The organism is Bacillus sp. DHT2 (genome assembly GCF_026241455.1).
GTDB lineage: Bacteria > Bacillota > Bacilli > Bacillales > Bacillaceae_G > Bacillus_A > Bacillus_A pseudomycoides.
Genome location: NZ_JAPHWH010000008.1, coordinates 211,820 through 228,335, shown reverse-complemented (window position 1 = coordinate 228,335; position 16,516 = coordinate 211,820). Strand labels below are relative to the sequence as shown.

15 protein-coding genes and 1 rRNA gene are annotated in these 16,516 nt (G+C 36.3%); 5 read left to right on the top strand and 11 right to left on the bottom strand.

From position 1 onward, the window contains the following. Window positions 1-196 (bottom strand): 16S ribosomal RNA (locus ORL93_RS19480); the annotation flags it as partial. A gap of 342 nt (window positions 197-538) precedes the next feature. Here ORL93_RS19480 and ORL93_RS19475 point away from each other — a divergent pair. Next, window positions 539-895: a YgzB family protein gene (locus ORL93_RS19475; RefSeq protein ID WP_016113001.1), complete on the top strand. Its 357-nt coding sequence runs from the start codon at window positions 539-541 to the stop codon at window positions 893-895. A gap of 63 nt (window positions 896-958) precedes the next feature. On the opposite strand, the gene perR is transcribed toward ORL93_RS19475, so the two are convergent. From perR to ORL93_RS19445, 6 genes are all read right to left on the bottom strand, one after another. Continuing rightward, on the bottom strand, window positions 959-1,387 hold the full coding sequence (gene perR / locus ORL93_RS19470) for a peroxide-responsive transcriptional repressor PerR (RefSeq protein WP_018768004.1): 429 nt from the start codon (window positions 1,385-1,387) through the stop codon (window positions 959-961). 318 nt (window positions 1,388-1,705) lie between these two features. Beyond that, entirely contained in the window at window positions 1,706-2,161 is a 456-nt protein-coding gene (bcp, locus tag ORL93_RS19465) for a thioredoxin-dependent thiol peroxidase (RefSeq protein ID WP_003194937.1), read from the bottom strand. Between the two features lie 45 nt (window positions 2,162-2,206). Next, window positions 2,207-2,611 (bottom strand): potassium channel family protein, encoded by a 405-nt coding sequence (locus tag ORL93_RS19460; protein WP_016112998.1) that lies wholly within the window; start codon window positions 2,609-2,611, stop codon window positions 2,207-2,209. 76 nt (window positions 2,612-2,687) lie between these two features. Beyond that, window positions 2,688-3,473, bottom strand: a complete 786-nt coding sequence (locus ORL93_RS19455) for an ABC transporter permease (RefSeq protein ID WP_018782728.1) — start codon at window positions 3,471-3,473, stop codon at window positions 2,688-2,690. Window positions 3,474-3,477: 4 nt separating this feature from the next. Further along, window positions 3,478-4,269: an ABC transporter permease gene (locus ORL93_RS19450; protein WP_018768003.1), complete on the bottom strand. Its 792-nt coding sequence runs from the start codon at window positions 4,267-4,269 to the stop codon at window positions 3,478-3,480. Beyond that, window positions 4,262-5,275 (bottom strand): ABC transporter ATP-binding protein, encoded by a 1,014-nt coding sequence (locus ORL93_RS19445; protein WP_003194928.1) that lies wholly within the window; start codon window positions 5,273-5,275, stop codon window positions 4,262-4,264. The genes ORL93_RS19450 and ORL93_RS19445 overlap by 8 nt, the downstream gene beginning before the upstream one ends. A gap of 127 nt (window positions 5,276-5,402) precedes the next feature. Between ORL93_RS19445 and hemL the strand changes: the two genes are divergently transcribed. The 3 genes from hemL to ORL93_RS19430 all read left to right on the top strand — a co-directional run bounded on the left by hemL (window position 5,403) and on the right by ORL93_RS19430 (window position 12,759). Continuing rightward, complete coding sequence (hemL, locus tag ORL93_RS19440) at window positions 5,403-6,698, top strand: glutamate-1-semialdehyde-2,1-aminomutase (protein ID WP_141556351.1); 1,296 nt, start codon at window positions 5,403-5,405, stop codon at window positions 6,696-6,698. Between the two features lie 208 nt (window positions 6,699-6,906). Next, entirely contained in the window at window positions 6,907-11,343 is a 4,437-nt protein-coding gene (locus ORL93_RS19435) for a glutamate synthase-related protein (protein WP_097793906.1), read from the top strand. A gap of 327 nt (window positions 11,344-11,670) precedes the next feature. Continuing rightward, a complete protein-coding gene (locus tag ORL93_RS19430; RefSeq protein ID WP_003194921.1) occupies window positions 11,671-12,759 on the top strand; it encodes an FUSC family protein in 1,089 nt (362 codons plus the stop codon). 13 nt (window positions 12,760-12,772) lie between these two features. Here ORL93_RS19430 and ORL93_RS19425 read toward each other — a convergent pair whose 3' ends face one another. The 4 genes from ORL93_RS19425 to ORL93_RS19410 form a co-directional block, all read right to left on the bottom strand. Next, window positions 12,773-14,533, bottom strand: a complete 1,761-nt coding sequence (locus ORL93_RS19425) for an ABC transporter ATP-binding protein (RefSeq protein WP_006093309.1) — start codon at window positions 14,531-14,533, stop codon at window positions 12,773-12,775. Window positions 14,534-14,586: 53 nt separating this feature from the next. Further along, window positions 14,587-15,117 carry a nucleoside tri-diphosphate phosphatase gene (gene ntdP, locus ORL93_RS19420; RefSeq protein WP_003194916.1) on the bottom strand — a complete coding sequence of 177 codons (531 nt, stop codon included), beginning with the start codon at window positions 15,115-15,117 and terminating at the stop codon, window positions 14,587-14,589. A 257-nt stretch (window positions 15,118-15,374) separates the two neighbouring features. Then, the gene (locus ORL93_RS19415; protein WP_003194914.1) at window positions 15,375-15,629 is read right to left on the bottom strand and encodes a YgaB family protein; all 255 of its coding nucleotides are present in this window, start codon (window positions 15,627-15,629) and stop codon (window positions 15,375-15,377) included. 250 nt (window positions 15,630-15,879) lie between these two features. Further along, window positions 15,880-16,167, bottom strand: a complete 288-nt coding sequence (locus tag ORL93_RS19410) for a gamma-type small acid-soluble spore protein (protein WP_018767253.1) — start codon at window positions 16,165-16,167, stop codon at window positions 15,880-15,882. Window positions 16,168-16,290: 123 nt separating this feature from the next. Between ORL93_RS19410 and ORL93_RS19405 the strand changes: the two genes are divergently transcribed. Beyond that, the gene (locus tag ORL93_RS19405) at window positions 16,291-16,515 is read left to right on the top strand and encodes a hypothetical protein (protein WP_097793907.1); all 225 of its coding nucleotides are present in this window, start codon (window positions 16,291-16,293) and stop codon (window positions 16,513-16,515) included. Window position 16,516: the final 1 nt, after the last annotated feature.

The following is a 16,516-nucleotide window of genomic DNA, read 5'->3' as shown; positions in this document are numbered from 1 at the left end:
ATGCGGTGCAAAATGTTATCCGGTATTAGCCCCGGTTTCCCGGAGTTATCCCAGTCTTATGGGCAGGTTACCCACGTGTTACTCACCCGTCCGCCGCTAACTTCATAAGAGCAAGCTCTTAATTCATTCGCTCGACTTGCATGTATTAGGCACGCCGCCAGCGTTCATCCTGAGCCAGGATCAAACTCTCCAATAAAGTTAGTTTGTCTAGCATCTAAAATAAAAATTGACGTTTCACGTTGTTTGTTTCGTTCAGTTTTCAAAGAACTTGTTTGTCGCTCATTTGCGACTCCCTTATGTTAACACCTTCATTTTTCCATGTCAACTAAGTTTTTTAATTTCTTTTTTTCGCTTTCTGCCGTTTCGCATCAGCGACGGTTATTAATATATCATGCAGTTTATACATGGTCAATACTTTTCATAAAAAAATTTCACATCCCGTTTATTTCTTTTTTTCATCATTTTAACAAACCCCGCTTCTTTTAAATCAAAAATTCAAAATTTTATGTTATATTATTCCTATAGGAGCGTGATGGGAATGGGGATTAAATATTCGAACAAAATCAATAAAATTCGAACCTTTGCATTAAGTTTAGTATTTATCGGACTCTTCATTGCATACTTAGGCGTATTTTTTCGCGAAAATATTATTATTATGACCATTTTTATGATGGTTGGCTTTTTAGCAGTTATCGCTAGCACCGTCGTTTACTTTTGGATTGGTATGTTATCTACAAAAACCGTACAAATCATTTGCCCAAGTTGTAACAAACCTACCAAAATGCTCGGCCGAGTAGACGCATGTATGCATTGCAATCAACCCTTAACGCTTGATCGTAATTTAGAAGGAAAAGAGTTTGATGAGAGGTATAATAAAAAGAGCTATAAAGCATAAAATGGAGTTTATATAATAAAGAAAGAGGTCAACGTAACCGTTGACCTCTTTCTTTATTATATATTACGCCTTATGACATTCTGGACATACGCCATAAATCTCTAAACGATGACTATTAATAACAAAGCCGGTTGCTTTCACAGCTTCATCTTCAAGTTTTTCCAAACCTCCATAAGGAAAATCAACAATCTTACCACACTTTTCACAAATTACATGGTAATGCTGACTTGTAACATAATCAAATCTACTTGAAGCGTCTCCATAAGTTAATTCCTTAACAAGCCCAACTTCTTTAAATACACGTAAGTTATTATAAACAGTTGCAACGCTCATATTTGGAAACTTACCTTCTAACGCTTTATAAATTTCATCCGCTGTTGGGTGCGTCATAGATTCCACAAGGTACTCTAAAATAGCATGACGCTGTGGAGTAATGCGTACACCCGTATTTTTCAGCATTTCTAGCGCTTCTTTTAATTCTTCTTTGACCACCGTCATGCACCCCGATTCTATACGGATTATTATTTTATAATTCTTATAAAGAGTGTACTCCTTTTCTTGTCAATCGTCAATATTTCTACTATAACTGTGTAGTTTATTTTTCATCTAACCTTATTCTTATGTATATTTGTCCTTCCTTTATACATTTACATAGAAAAAAGTGCGAAATAATCGCACTTGGAATACTATCATCTGAGGAGGTATGCCCTACCCTTTTAATGTATGAAACATCAGCACAAGTGTATAGACATATGCCTCATAGTAATTACATCATAATAAATTCCCTTCAGTTCTTGCTTATGCAGAACCTTAATCTAAATAAGAAAGGATGTCTTCGATATGCCCTTTCACTTTTACTTTACGCCATTCTTTTACTAGTTCACCATCTTTATTAATAAGAAACGTAGATCTTTCAATTCCCATGTACTCTTTTCCGAAATTCTTTTTCAGCTTCCATACATCATATAGTTCCGCCACTTTATGATCTTCATCTACTAAAAGTAAGAATGGCAAATCATGCTTTTCAATAAATTTCAAATGTCTATTCACTGGATCTGGACTTATACCAAGTATAACCGTATCTTTTTCTTGAAATAATCCGTATGCATCTCGGAAATCACACGCTTCTGTTGTACAGCCTGGTGTCATATCTTTCGGATAAAAATATAGTGCTACATTTTTCCCGTGAAAGTCCGATAGCTTAACCTGCTCTCCGTTACTTCCTTCTAGTGTAAAATCCGGTGCCATTTCTCCTACTGCGACCATCTTTATCACTCCTTGTCTTTTCCTTCTACTATAACAAATGTTATCTCATTTTTCATTGTCTATCACTGTTCGAACTACGAATGCAAACGGCAATGTATATCCAATCAACGCTTCAATAATTGCAATCCAGCGTCCGATTCCAACAGGAGTTACATCACCATATCCAACAGATAATAAAGTAACCGCACTAAAATATAAGCATACTTCTACCAGTTGGAAAGAATGGACAGTTAAACTTTCTCCGTCTTCTCTTAAGACGGCAAATCCACTTTCCTCTAATACAACATAACTTAATCCGAATGCGATAAGCACCGTTGTGTAAATTAGAAATAATGAAGTTAGGTTATACAAGGAAAAGAAACGCTTCGAATCTGAGTATGAGCTCCATAATATTTGAATACTCCTTAACACAGCAATGGCTGAAATTAATAAAATAAGTCCCCATAACATGTCCTCCACCTCATCCTATATGTATGAGGACAAAGAACAATTTATCCCACAGTAGATGAAACTTGTATATCTGTCGTTAGTTTCCCGCACCGCGGTATTTCTTCACTCCAAAATTCCAAAGCGTGATTGCAATTGTAAAACAAATTACACCAACAAACGGTGTCGCAAACGCATAACTGTTCCATTCTGTCTTTCTAAGAAAATACGCCGCTGGATATACACCAACAAATGCAAATGGTAAGACAAACGTTAAAACAAACCGGATCACACGGTTATAAATATTTACAGGATATCGCCCGTAATTCCCAATGTTATACATCAATGGCATAATAGAGCTTTTTGCATCTGACCAAAAGCCAATACTTGCAAGTGTCACAAATATCCCGCCATATACAAGGGCACCTCCAGCTACCATGAACAAGAAAAGAAAGAAATCGTACCAATAAAAGGATAATTGAAGCTGCACTGACGCATATCCCATTACAATAATCCCAGTAACTGCACCAATCAAAGACTCCAGTTCCATTCGCTCTAATATAATTTGGAATAAACTATGAATCGGTCTTGTTAAAACACGATCCATTTCTCCCTTAATAATGTATCGATCATTAAAATCCCATATATTAAAGAAAGCAGAAAAGATAGCAAATGGTACTAAGAAAAAGCCATAAATAAAAATAACTTCTTCTCGACTCCATCCCTTTAATGCTTGTGTATGTCCGAAAACAACAAGAATAAAAATTAAGTTAACAGCTTGGAGTAGTAAATCAGATAATAATCCAACGATAAAATCGCCGCGATACTCTAGTTTAGTTTTTATATATTGGCTTGCATATTGCAAAAACAGTTTTATATACAGCATCTCATCATCCCCCTTGTACAATTAGGCGTTTTCTCGCCGTTTTCCACATCAGCACAATTGGAACAATAAGTACGACTGCCCAAATCATTTGAAATAATAAAGCCTGATACAACTTACTTCCTTGTATTCCTTCAGAGAAAATCATACTCGGAATATAACTGATTGCTTGAAATGGCAAAAACACCATTGCTTTTTGTGCCCATAGAGGATAAAAGCTAATGGGTAGTAATAAACCTGAAAATAAATCAATAACCACACGTTTTGCATACATAATTCCACTATTATTAAATAAGAAAAAAGTAAGCATGCCTGTCATTAAATTAATTTGCGTATTAATAATAAAACTGAAAACTAACGACAGAAAAAAATATAACCACGTTTGAAAATTGGTTGTAATTTGCAACGAGAATAAAAGTGTAACAATGATCATACCGGGAATAGAAAAGAATGCAAAACGGAAGATCCCCTCTCCAAGACCTTGCATAACTTTCATTCCTAAGTAGTTATATGGACGAATTAATTCAACAGCTACACGTCCCTCTTGAATTTCCATCGCAATTTCTCTGTCAATATTATTAAAATAAAAAGCGCGAGCCATCCACGCGATGGCAATGTAGGTTGTCATTTGAGAAATCGATAAACTTTCGATATTCTCTTTCCCACTGTAAATAGCTTGCCATAAAAAATAATACGCTCCGATGTTAATCGTATAAATTAAAATTCCACTATAGTAATTTGTCCGATAAGCAAGCATCATTAAAAAACGAATACGAATCATTTCAATATACTTACCCATGAATCATACCCTCTTCATAAATATTACGGATAATTTCTTCTGTCGACACTTCATTAATTTTTAAATCTTTAATTTGAAAGGCTTGGACTACTTTGGAAATAAGCATAGAAATTATAACTTCTTCATTGGGTATTTTCGCAATCCATGTATATTCTTCTTTCCCTTGTGACCAAACTACATGATTATCCGGCATTAGCATTAACAGTTGTTGATATGAAACTGGTGCTGTAAATTGAAAATGTATTTCTTTTTCTGCTCCCCACTGCGAACGAAGCTTTTCTAATGATCCATCATACATAATGTTTCCTTCATCCAGCATAATAACGCGTTCACATAACGCTTCAATATCAGTAATATCATGTGTTGTTAATAAAATTGTTGTTTTATAACGTTCATTCATTTCCTTTAAAAACTCACGGATTTTTAATTTTACGAGAACGTCTAGTCCAATCGTTGGTTCATCTAAAAATAAAAGCGGTGGATTATGAATTAACGCTGCTGCTAATTCACAACGCATTCGTTGACCAAGCGACAATTTACGCACCGGTTTATCTAGCAATGGTCCAATATCTAGTGTTTCAATGACATGCTCCATATGTTCCTTATACTGCCTATCAGATACACCATACACTTTTTTTAATAAACGAAATGATTCTTGTACCGCAATATCCCACCAAAGCTGTGAACGCTGACCAAATACAACACCAATTGTTTTCACAAACTCTTCTCGCTGTTTATGTGGATTCATGCCATTTACTGTAATTTGACCAGACGTCGGTGTTAAAATTCCGGTTAACATTTTAATTGTCGTTGATTTACCCGCACCATTCTCACCAATATAACCAACCATTTCACCTTGATTTACAGTAAACGAAACATCATTCACTGCTGGCACTATTTTATAATTACGATTTAATAAATCGCGAAACGCACCTTTTAAACCAGAGCGGCTTGAATATGCTGTAAATTCTTTACGTAATCCTTGTACTTCAATTACCGATTTCATAATCGGACCCCCTTCCTCGATACCACAACGAATAGTTTACCCAACTGCCCTTCCTATCACAAACAATACGTCTTTTTGAAAAACATGTTAGAATAATACATAGATTTTTGTAAGGAGATGAATTGTAGTGAATTTCACAAAATCAGAAGCATTACATAAGGAAGCGTTAGAACATATCGTTGGTGGTGTTAACAGTCCTTCTCGTTCTTTCAAAGCAGTTGGTGGCGGTTCACCTGTTGCAATGAAACGCGGAAAAGGTGCTTATTTTTGGGATGTAGATGGTAACAAATATATCGATTATTTAGCAGCATACGGTCCAATCATTACAGGACACGCTCATCCTCACATAACAGAAGCAATTAAAACAGCAGCTGAAAATGGTGTTTTATACGGAACACCAACAGCACTAGAAGTAAAATTTGCAAAAATGTTAAAAGAAGCAATGCCTGCTTTAGATAAAGTTCGTTTCGTAAACTCTGGTACGGAATCTGTTATGACAACAATTCGTGTGGCTCGCGCTTATACAGGTCGTACAAAAATTATGAAGTTTGCTGGTTGCTACCACGGTCATTCAGACTTAGTTCTTGTAGCAGCTGGTTCAGGTCCTTCTACTCTTGGTACTCCTGATTCAGCCGGTGTGCCCCAAAGTATCGCTCAAGAAGTTATTACCGTTCCATTTAATAACGTAGAGACATTAAAAGAAGCACTCGATAAATGGGGACATGAGGTAGCAGCTATTCTTGTAGAACCAATCGTTGGGAACTTCGGAATTGTCGAACCTAAACCTGGCTTCCTAGAAAAAGTAAATGAGCTTGTTCACGAAGCTGGCGCACTAGTTATTTATGATGAAGTAATCACAGCTTTCCGCTTTATGTACGGCGGTGCTCAAGACTTACTTGGTGTAACACCAGATTTAACAGCACTTGGTAAAATAATTGGCGGAGGTCTTCCAATCGGTGCATATGGTGGTAAAAAAGAAATTATGGAACAAGTTGCACCGCTCGGCCCTGCTTACCAAGCTGGTACAATGGCTGGAAACCCAGCATCTATGGCTGCTGGTATTGCTTGCTTAGAAGTACTGCAACAAAAAGGTGTATACGAAAAATTAGATGCACTTGGAGCAATGCTTGAAAAAGGAATTTTAGAACAAGCTGCAAAACATAGCATCGATATTACAGTAAACCGTCTAAAAGGTGCGTTAACTGTATACTTCACTACAGATACAATTGAAGATTATGACGCTGCTCAAAATACAGATGGAGAAATGTTCGGTAAGTTCTTCAAGCTTATGCTCAACGAAGGAATTAACTTAGCTCCATCTAAGTATGAAGCATGGTTCTTAACAACAGAACACACAAAAGAAGATATCGAATATACAATCGAAGCTGTCGGTAGAGCATTTGCTGCTTTAGCGAACGCATAAGAAAATACATGCTCAAAAGAAAAAAATAGAGGCCACCCTCTATTTTTTTCTTTTTTCTATTTCATAAATCACACATCAATAGTATAATTATTCATAATTATCTGTTTTATATCAAAATTCATATTAATTATTCTGTTGTTTATAAGGCAGTATACACCTTGAATAATTAGATTATTCTTAATTTTATAACAGAGGGGGGGATTGACGGATGCCTAACAATACAAATAAATGGACACCGTCTTTATTTCGAAATTACGCAAATGCAGAACACGATGCGTGTGGAATCGTTTCCGTTATGGAAAAACAAAATGTTCCAACAAAAGAAAACATCGATCTTTGTATACAATCACTGATAAAAATGAATCACCGTGCTGGCTTTATTAATGGAGAAGGCGATGGTATTGGTGTTCATATCGACTTACCGAAAGCCCTTTGGAAAGAAAAATTAAAAAATAGTGGATATAATCCAGCGATTGTGGACCATCCCCACTTTATCGTTGGACATTTTTTTCTAAACAAAAAAGAAAATCCTACTCTTTTAAAGAACAGTATTCGTAATAAATTAAACAATAAAAATTTCACCGTTCTCTTCGAAAGTGATAATGTTATAAATTCTGATGCACTTGGTCCTCTTGGCAAACAAGAAGAACCGTTATTTTGGCAAATTGCTATTCTTTCAGAAACAAAAAATGAAGCCATCGACCAAGTACTATTCTCTTTAACAATTGAAATTGAAGAAAATACAGCAATTCATGTTGCTTCATTAAGCCACGACCATGTTGTATACAAAGTTCTGGGCGCTGGCGATACACTTGTTGCCTACTATGATGATTTACAACATTCACTTATTGCATCAACAATGACACTTGGACATAATCGCTATTCTACAAATACATTATCTAATTTCTTTCGCGTGCAACCATTTAGCATCCTTGGACATAATGGTGAAATTAATACAATTTCCAAGTTACGTGATCAAGCCGAAATGATCGATGTACCACTTACTGCTGGAGGCAGTGATTCTCAAGATTTAAACCGCACCTTAGAAACACTTCTCGTTCACTACAACTACAGTCTATTTGAAGCAATGGATGTATTATTTCCACCAATTATTAATGAGATTAAATTATACGAGCCACATATGCAAGATTTATATACGTATATTCGTGAAGCATGGGGACATTTCGCCCAAGGGCCGGCCGGCATTATTTCACGTTATAAAGATGAAGCTGTTTTTAGTGTAGATTCACTTGGTTTGCGACCAGTTTGGAAAGTAGAAACAGAAAGTTCCTATATCTTTTCTTCTGAACCAGGTGTCGTATCACCATCTGAATATGTAGCAGAACCAAAATCACTTGCTCCCGGAGAAAAAGTAGGTTTGAAGTGGAATAAACAAGGTGCCCTCGTTCTCTACGAATATGAAACATACCAAGAAGAAGTATATAAACGCATGAAACAACGTATTAATTTTTCAGATTATCATTTCAACTTATCTATTCCAGCTATGGAAAAGGTCGAAGGGCTATCTAACCTCTCTCAAGTTGAAACAGAACAATATGTAGCTTTCGGCTGGGATCGCGAGCATATCCAACTTCTTGAACAGATGGCAACAAAAGGTGTTGAACCAATTCGTTCACTCGGCCATGACGCCCCTCTCGCTGCACTTGATACAGACAGACGAAACATTGCCGATTTTATAAAAGAAAGTGTTGCTGTTGTTACAAACCCAGCAATCGATCGCGACCGAGAAATTGAACACTTCTCTACACGCACAGTACTAGGAGAACGTCCTAGCTTGTTTAGTGGTGAGCAGCAAACTTTTGTTACCGAACTTTTGTCACCGATTATACTAGAAGGTCATTTAGCACAATCAATTTCAGAAGATTTAGAAATTATTTCATATGAACAACTTGTAAATCTATTTGCAATTCATAGTACAGTTTACAAGTTATCTGTTTCCTTTTCAGCATCAGACACTTTACAAGATGCATTAAATCGAATTAGTGCCGAAGCTACAGCAGCTATTAAAAAAGGTGCTTCTCTCTTATTACTTGATGATGCAAAAGCTCATCAAAATGAACACTTATGGATCGATCCACATTTGATTACAGCTAAAGTACATCAAGAACTAACTGAGCACAAATTACGCCGAAAATGCTCCATTGTTATAAGATCCGGCGCTCTCCGTTCTTTACACGATATTGTTACACTGTACGGACTAGGCGCAGATGTTATTAATCCATATTTAATGTTCGCAACCGTAAATGATGGGACAACGATACCAATTTCTAATTTATATAAAGCGCTAAACAAAGGTCTTGAAAAAGTCATTTCAACTATCGGTATCCATGAACTGCGTGGTTACGGCCGTCTCTTCTCTTCAATTGGTTTACACGAAGAAATTGCAAACATACTACAAATTACAAACTTTTTAGGATCACGTACTGTAGCATTTTCACTTGAATCTTTAGCAGAAGACGCTAAAGCCCGGGCACTTGATTATAATAACCCAAAAGTTAGAATGCGAAAAACGTTTCATATATTCCCTCGTATTTGGAAAGCAATTGGTGATGTGGCAAAAGGGAATGCTTACGATAATTATCGGGAGAAATTAGCTGAGGTAGAAGATAAGAATCCGATTGCAATTCGTCACCTTGTCCAAATGAAAGAAGCAGAGCAACCAGTGCCGACTGAGCATGTTTCAATTGGCGTAAAAAATCATGACTTGCCGTTTATTATTAGTTCGATGTCATTTGGGTCCCAAAATGAAATTGCATTCCGCGCTTATGCAGAGGCGGCAGACCGTCTCAATATGATTAGTTTAAACGGTGAAGGCGGAGAAATTAAAGATATGATTGGTAAATACCCACATACACGCGGCCAACAAATTGCATCAGGACGTTTTGGGGTGAATGCCGAACTGTTAAATTCATCAAATTTAATTGAAATCAAAATTGGTCAAGGAGCAAAACCTGGTGAAGGGGGACATTTGCCTGGATCAAAGGTAACTTCTAAAATTGCAGAAGCTCGTAATGCAACAATTGGTTCGGACTTGATTTCTCCTTCCAATAACCATGATATTTACTCGATTGAAGACTTAGCACAAATTATTACTGAAATTAAAACAGCCAATCAACTTGCAAGAGTCGCGGTCAAAGTTCCAGTTGTCCCTAATATCGGAACGATCGCTGTAGGAATTGCAAAAGCTGGTGCTGATTTTATTAATATTAGCGGCTTTGATGGTGGAACAGGTGCCGCTCGTATTCATGCACTGCAACATGTAGGCCTTCCAGTTGAAATCGGAGTAAAAGCTGCACACAACGCTCTATTAGAAGCAAATATGAGACACAACGTAGAGATTTGGGCAGATGGTGGTATCCGCAGTGTAAATGATGCACTTAAAATTATGCTTCTTGGTGCAAACCGTATTGGATTCGGTACTTTATCCATGATTGCAATCGGTTGTACAACGTGCCGGGGCTGTCACTTAGATACGTGTCATGTTGGTATTGCAACACAAATCGAATCCGAAGCGCAGGCAAAAGAACATGGACTACGTCGCTTCGTTCCACGGCAATTTGAAAATGCTGTAGAAGGTTTATTGCACCTATTTACTACTTTCGGAACAGAACTTAAACGTTTAACCGGTGGACTCGGTTATACGAACTTACAAGAAATTGTTGGTCGCTCTGATTTGCTAGAACAAACGCGAGGCACAGAACTATTAGATTTACAAAATTTATTACAAACATTAGACAGTACATCCTACATGATAACAGGAGCAGCCCAGCAACAACATTATGCAACAACTGATTCTTTCCAATCAAAAGAGCTAGTTGGTGTTGGTGTGGATCAACGCGTAATGGGTGGTCTTGAATCATGCTACCGAGTCCGCAGTAAATTATATGACAACAATACGCTGGAACCAATTACACTAAAATACACAAATGGCTCCGTTCCCGGAAACGGATTAGGTGCCTACAATAGTGAAAACTTATTTATTCACGTCAATGGTGGTGCACAAGATGGTATCGGAAAAACCTCATTTGGCGGTGGCATTTATATCACAAAAGCAAGAGGAAAAGATGGAACATACTATAACGGTTCTGTCGGAAAAGGATTCGGGTATGGTGCACAAAAAGGAACTTTATATGTGCAAGGTAACGCTGATGCACGTGCTGGCATCCGCTTATCTGGAGCAGATATGATCATCGGGGGAAGAATCACAAAACCACTTCGAGAAAAAGAACACGGGAATCTCGGTGTTCATGCAAATATTAAAGGCTTTGCTTTTGAATATATGACAAACGGTCGCGCACTCGTTCTTGGTGATCCTGGCCCATGGATTTGTGCAGGTATGACTGGTGGTGTCGTTTATTTACGCCATCAACCTAAACTTGGTTTAACAGAAGCTGCTTTGCGAAGAAGAATTGCAAAAGGAGCGAATGTAACATTACGTGAGCTTAGCAAAAACGGGGAATCAGACATCACAGAATTATTATTAGACTACGTTCGTGTATTAAAGGAGCATGAACAATATGAAGAAGCTGCTCTCTTAACACCATTATTAGAGGACATTCAGTCTCACTTTTATGAAGTCATTCCGAAAAAAGAGCAAGCAGATCCATCTATTTCGACTGAATAATTTCCATTTGCTTAAAATTGACTAAGTGAGCATCACATAGTAATCTATAATAACAATTTGAAAACCTGCTGAAATTCAGCAGGTTTTTTCACTAAAAAAGAAGGATAAAGAGAGCCGAGCAGTTCGAGGCACGGAAGCCAGGAGGATACGGAGTGTAGCTTATACTACATGAGTACCGGACTGGCGACGTAACGAAGAATCGCGACAGCTATCTTTACCGGACTTTTTGAACATCACTAAAATATCACTTGCTAACATATTGTAATGAATGTATAGTATCATGTTGTACATTCATTATGACAAGAGAGAAAGGATATTAAAAAGGGTATGAAACTTGGTGCTCGCATTTTAAAAACGGGTATTGCCATTACATTAGCTTTATTTGCTTGTACTCTGCTCCAATTACCGAGTCCAGTATTTGCGGGGATTTCAGCAATTTTTGCTGTACAGCCATCTGTATATCGCTCGTATTTGACAGCACTCGAACAAATCCAAGCAAACGTAATTGGTGCAGTATTCGCTATCGGATTTGCATTTGCTTTTGGACACAATCCTTTTATTATTGGATTAACTTGTATATTAGTCATTGCTCTTACACTACAATTACGTTTAGAAAATACAATATCAATTGCTTTAGTGACGGTTATTGCGATTATGGAATATCAAGGAGCAAACTTCTTTGACTTCGCTCTGCTTCGCTTTGCAACCATTATGGTCGGTATTGTCGCGGCTTCACTTGTAAATTTAATGTTTATGCCGCCAAAATACGAAACAAAACTATATCATCGTATCGTTGATAACACCGAAGAAATTGTGAAATGGATTCGTATGAACAGCAGGCAAGCTTCTGATTTTACAACACTAAAAACAGATATTGATCGTATGAAAGAAAAAATGATTAAATTAAATCATTACTACTTACTTTACAAAGAAGAAAGAAGCTATACGAAAAAAGTACAATTTGCAAAAATTCGTAAGCTCGTCTTATTTAGACAAATGTTAGCAACAACGAGTCGTGCATTAAGTACATTAAAAGCATTACATCGCACTGAAAACGAATTACGATATATGCCTGAACCATTTCAAGAATCCATTCAAAATGAATTAGATTCATTAACACACTATCATGAACAAGTTTTGTTAAAATTTATTGGCAAAGCGAAAAAACAACAGTCTGTTGAGATGCTTGATGAAGTAGAAACTGGTAAGCAGGAATTAATCGATATATTTATGGACTATCAAAATAAAGATAATGAAGAATCATATAAAATATGGTTACATCTCTTCCCTCTTATTTCTTCAATTATTAATTACAGTGAAGAAGTTGAACATTTAGATTTACTTGTAGATAGTTTTTATACGTATCACAAACCCGAAGACGAACTACAAATTGATGAAAAAAAAGAAGATGAATGAAAAAACAGCCCCTTTACGCCAAAGGGGCTTTTTCTTCTATATGTTGAATTTGATATAAATCATAATAAAATCCTCGTTTTTGCATTAATTGTTCATGAGAACCCTTTTCTTTTATTTCACCATCTTCGATATATATGATCGTATCCACATGTGTAATAGTTGCCAATCTATGAGCAATGATTATTGTTGTACGGTCCGCAGCTAATGTTTGAAGAGCCTCTTGAATATGTCTTTCGTTCTCTAAGTCTAAAGCCGATGTTGCTTCGTCTAATATAAGTAAAGAAGGATTTTTCAAGAAGACACGTGCAATCGCTACACGCTGTCTTTGTCCACCAGACAACTTTACGCCTCTTTCTCCCACAACTGTATCGTATCCATCTGGTAGATTCATAATAAAATTATGAATCTGCGCTGCTTTTGCAGCCGCAATAACTTCCTCTTTCGTTGCTTTCGGGTTTCCATATAAAATATTAGATTGAATCGTATCACTAAATAACAGATTATCTTGCAAGACAATACCGATATGACTACGTAAATTTCTTACATTATACTCTCTCACATTCACACCATCTACATAAATCGCACCGCTAGAAACATCATAAAATCTTGGAATTAAACTAGCTAAGGATGACTTTCCACCTCCACTCGCTCCAACGAGGGCAATTTTTTCTCCAGAACGAATTGAGAAAGAAAGGTCATGTAGTACATCTTTTTCATCAGTATTATACCGAAAGGAAACTTGATCAAATACAATTTCACCAGAAAGCTTTTTTGCTTCAATTGCATTTGGAGTATTTACAATATCATACTTTTCATCTAACAGTTCAAACACTCGATCCATTGATGCAAATGATTGTGTGAGTGTTGTAGAAGAGTTAACAAGGCGGCGTAATGGACTATATAAACTATCCATATAGCCAACAAAAGCAACCATCGTTCCAAGTGTTAAAGAGCCTTGAATCACTTCATATGCCGCAAACGCAATAACAAGTAACGGTCCTAAATCCGTTAACGTATTCACTGTAGAAAATGTCCGTGCTGTCCAGCTTGTATGTGTTAATGCCTTTGTTAAAAAATCATTATTTTTCTTTTCAAACTGCCCTTTTTCATACTCTTCTAATGCAAAACTACGCGTTACTTGCATCCCTTGGATACGCTCATGTAAATAACCTTGCATCGTTGCCAATGCTTGTGAACGCTCTCTCGTTAATTTACGAAGACGCCCGAAAAAATATTTCACTGCAACTGCATAAATCGGCAAAATTAACAATGCAACAAGCGTTAATTTTATATTCATAGAAAACATAACTACAATTGCAATAAAAATTGTAGCTGTATCAAGCCAGACATTCATAAGTCCTGTAATAACAAAATCCTTCGTCTGCTCTACATCATGGATTACACGCGAAATAATTTCACCTGTTTTTGTATTCGAATAGTAGCGTAAACTTAACTTTTGCAGATGACCAAAAATATGTTTTCGTAAGTCGTAAAGTACTGTATTACCAATACGCTGTGCAAAATATTGACGATAATATTCAACAGGTGGTCTCAGTACACCAAAAATAAAAAAGGCAATCCCGATTGCTGTTATCAATTGTGATGTTTTTTCCTGAAGTGATCCACCACCTTGAATGACATCATCAATAATATACTTTAATAACCACGGCATAATAAGCGGAATACCAAACTTAATGAGTCCAATAATAATTGTAATTGTAATAAGCCATCGATATGGTTTTACAAATTGTAAGTATCGATTTATTCCTCTCATATGATCCCCCCTTAATAGGACAAACCTGCCGGGAAAACCCCTGCAGGTTTGTTCTAATCTCTATACATTAAATATCGTTCATACCACATATCTACAAAATCTGGCGCGAATGGTCCTTTTCTTTGATGAATCCACTGCGTTAAATACTCTACATTTCTTTTTAGAATCGTATCAATTACTGGAGGATAATTCATCATCTGACTATGCTTTTCATACTCATCTTCATCTAAAAGTGTATATGTCATATCTGGATATACCTTAATATCCAAATCATAATCAATATACTTTAATGCTTCAAAGTCATATGCAAATGGAGAGCTTAAATTACAATAATAATACACTCCCTCTTCTCTTAACATACCGATTACATTAAACCAATAATTTGAATGAAAATAACAAATTGCAGGCTCACGCGTAATCCATGTTCGACCATCTGATTCGGTTACTACAGTCCGATCATTTGCACCAATTACAAGACTTTGTGTCCCTTTTAAAATTGTAGTTTCTTCCCACATTCTATGAATGAAACCATTATGTTTATAACTATGTATTTGTATTTTTTCTCCTTCTTTGGGAAATCCCATACGTTCTCCCTTCTTTCACTGTGAATGCTCTTCTAAAGTTGTCCCAACTAGTATCGTTCCTTTTAAAAACGTATTGAGCCGAATTCACTTTTTTTCTATTATAACTTTTTTGTCAAAATTTTAAAACTAAACCGACACAATCCAGCTTTCGTAAAACATTATTACTCTCCATTGACAAATCCTGATGCGACAAAAAGCCCTTTTTCATAAATTAAGAAAGGGCTTTTCCAACTAAAGCATCCGGATACATCACTTCTTTAGTTAGAAATTATTTTTTCAGTTTCAAAAGAGTGAATCACTTCATTTGTTTGTTGCTCAAATTTTTCATGCAAAAGCTTCAATGCTTGTTCCGTTTTGTGTATTTCTTGACGAATAAAATGCAACTCTTTTTTATCATCTTTTTCTTGTTCACTTGTTTCGATCTGTTGGTACTTCTCTAAATGCGCTTGTAATTTCAACAACTCATCCATTGTTTGCAATTGTTCTCCTACCAACTTATCAAATGAATTCATTATTTACCCCCTGTTTTTAATAAATTCCAACATCTATTCATACAGGATACATCGCTACTAAATATTTTCTAATGTCCTATCTCCTTCTCCTTTGACTACATTTGTTGACTTATTAGAAGTTATGTCGGCTCCCTCAACAAAATTCTTAAAGCAATCGACCTTAAACTATCACTAGTAAATTTCCCCCTGTCATAATCACATTACCAAACAAAGAAAACACTTCTCTTGAATCGAGAAGTGTTTTTCTTTGTTATTGATTCGTGCTAGAAGATTGTGATTTTTTTGCTGCTGATTGTGCATTTTGTTGTTTCACTGCTTGCACATCTGTGTCAGTTGCAAACTCTGTGCCGTAGCTAGCATTTGCACTTTGAACACCAGCGCTAGAAGCCTGTGCTTTTTTCGCTTCTGATTGTGCATTTTGTTGTTTTACTGCTTGTACATTTGTCTCAGTTGCAAACTCTGTACCATAGCTAGCATTTGTACTTTGAATGCTAGCACCAGAAGTTGCTTTGTTATAACCTTGTTGTTTTTTACTCATCTTTCTCACCTCCACAATCAATAATGTAACCAACCCTTTCAAAAGATATCCGCAATTTTATTTTTTAATTTACGCATACATCTCCCTAGGCTCATTCAAACTACATATGATGGAGGTGTACACATGTACATTGGACGCGATATGACAGAACTATCTATGATTTCGAAAGAAGAATGGAAACAAGATGAATTAGCTTATTTTCACCATTCCTTGCAACAAATCATGCCTTATTTAAACGTAGAAGGCCAAACGATTTACAAAGAAATTATAAAAGAGATCGAATCTCGAGGTGGTCTTCAAAGAAGCGACGTGGATTGGACGCACAGTACAAAAGTTTCTTATGACTAAA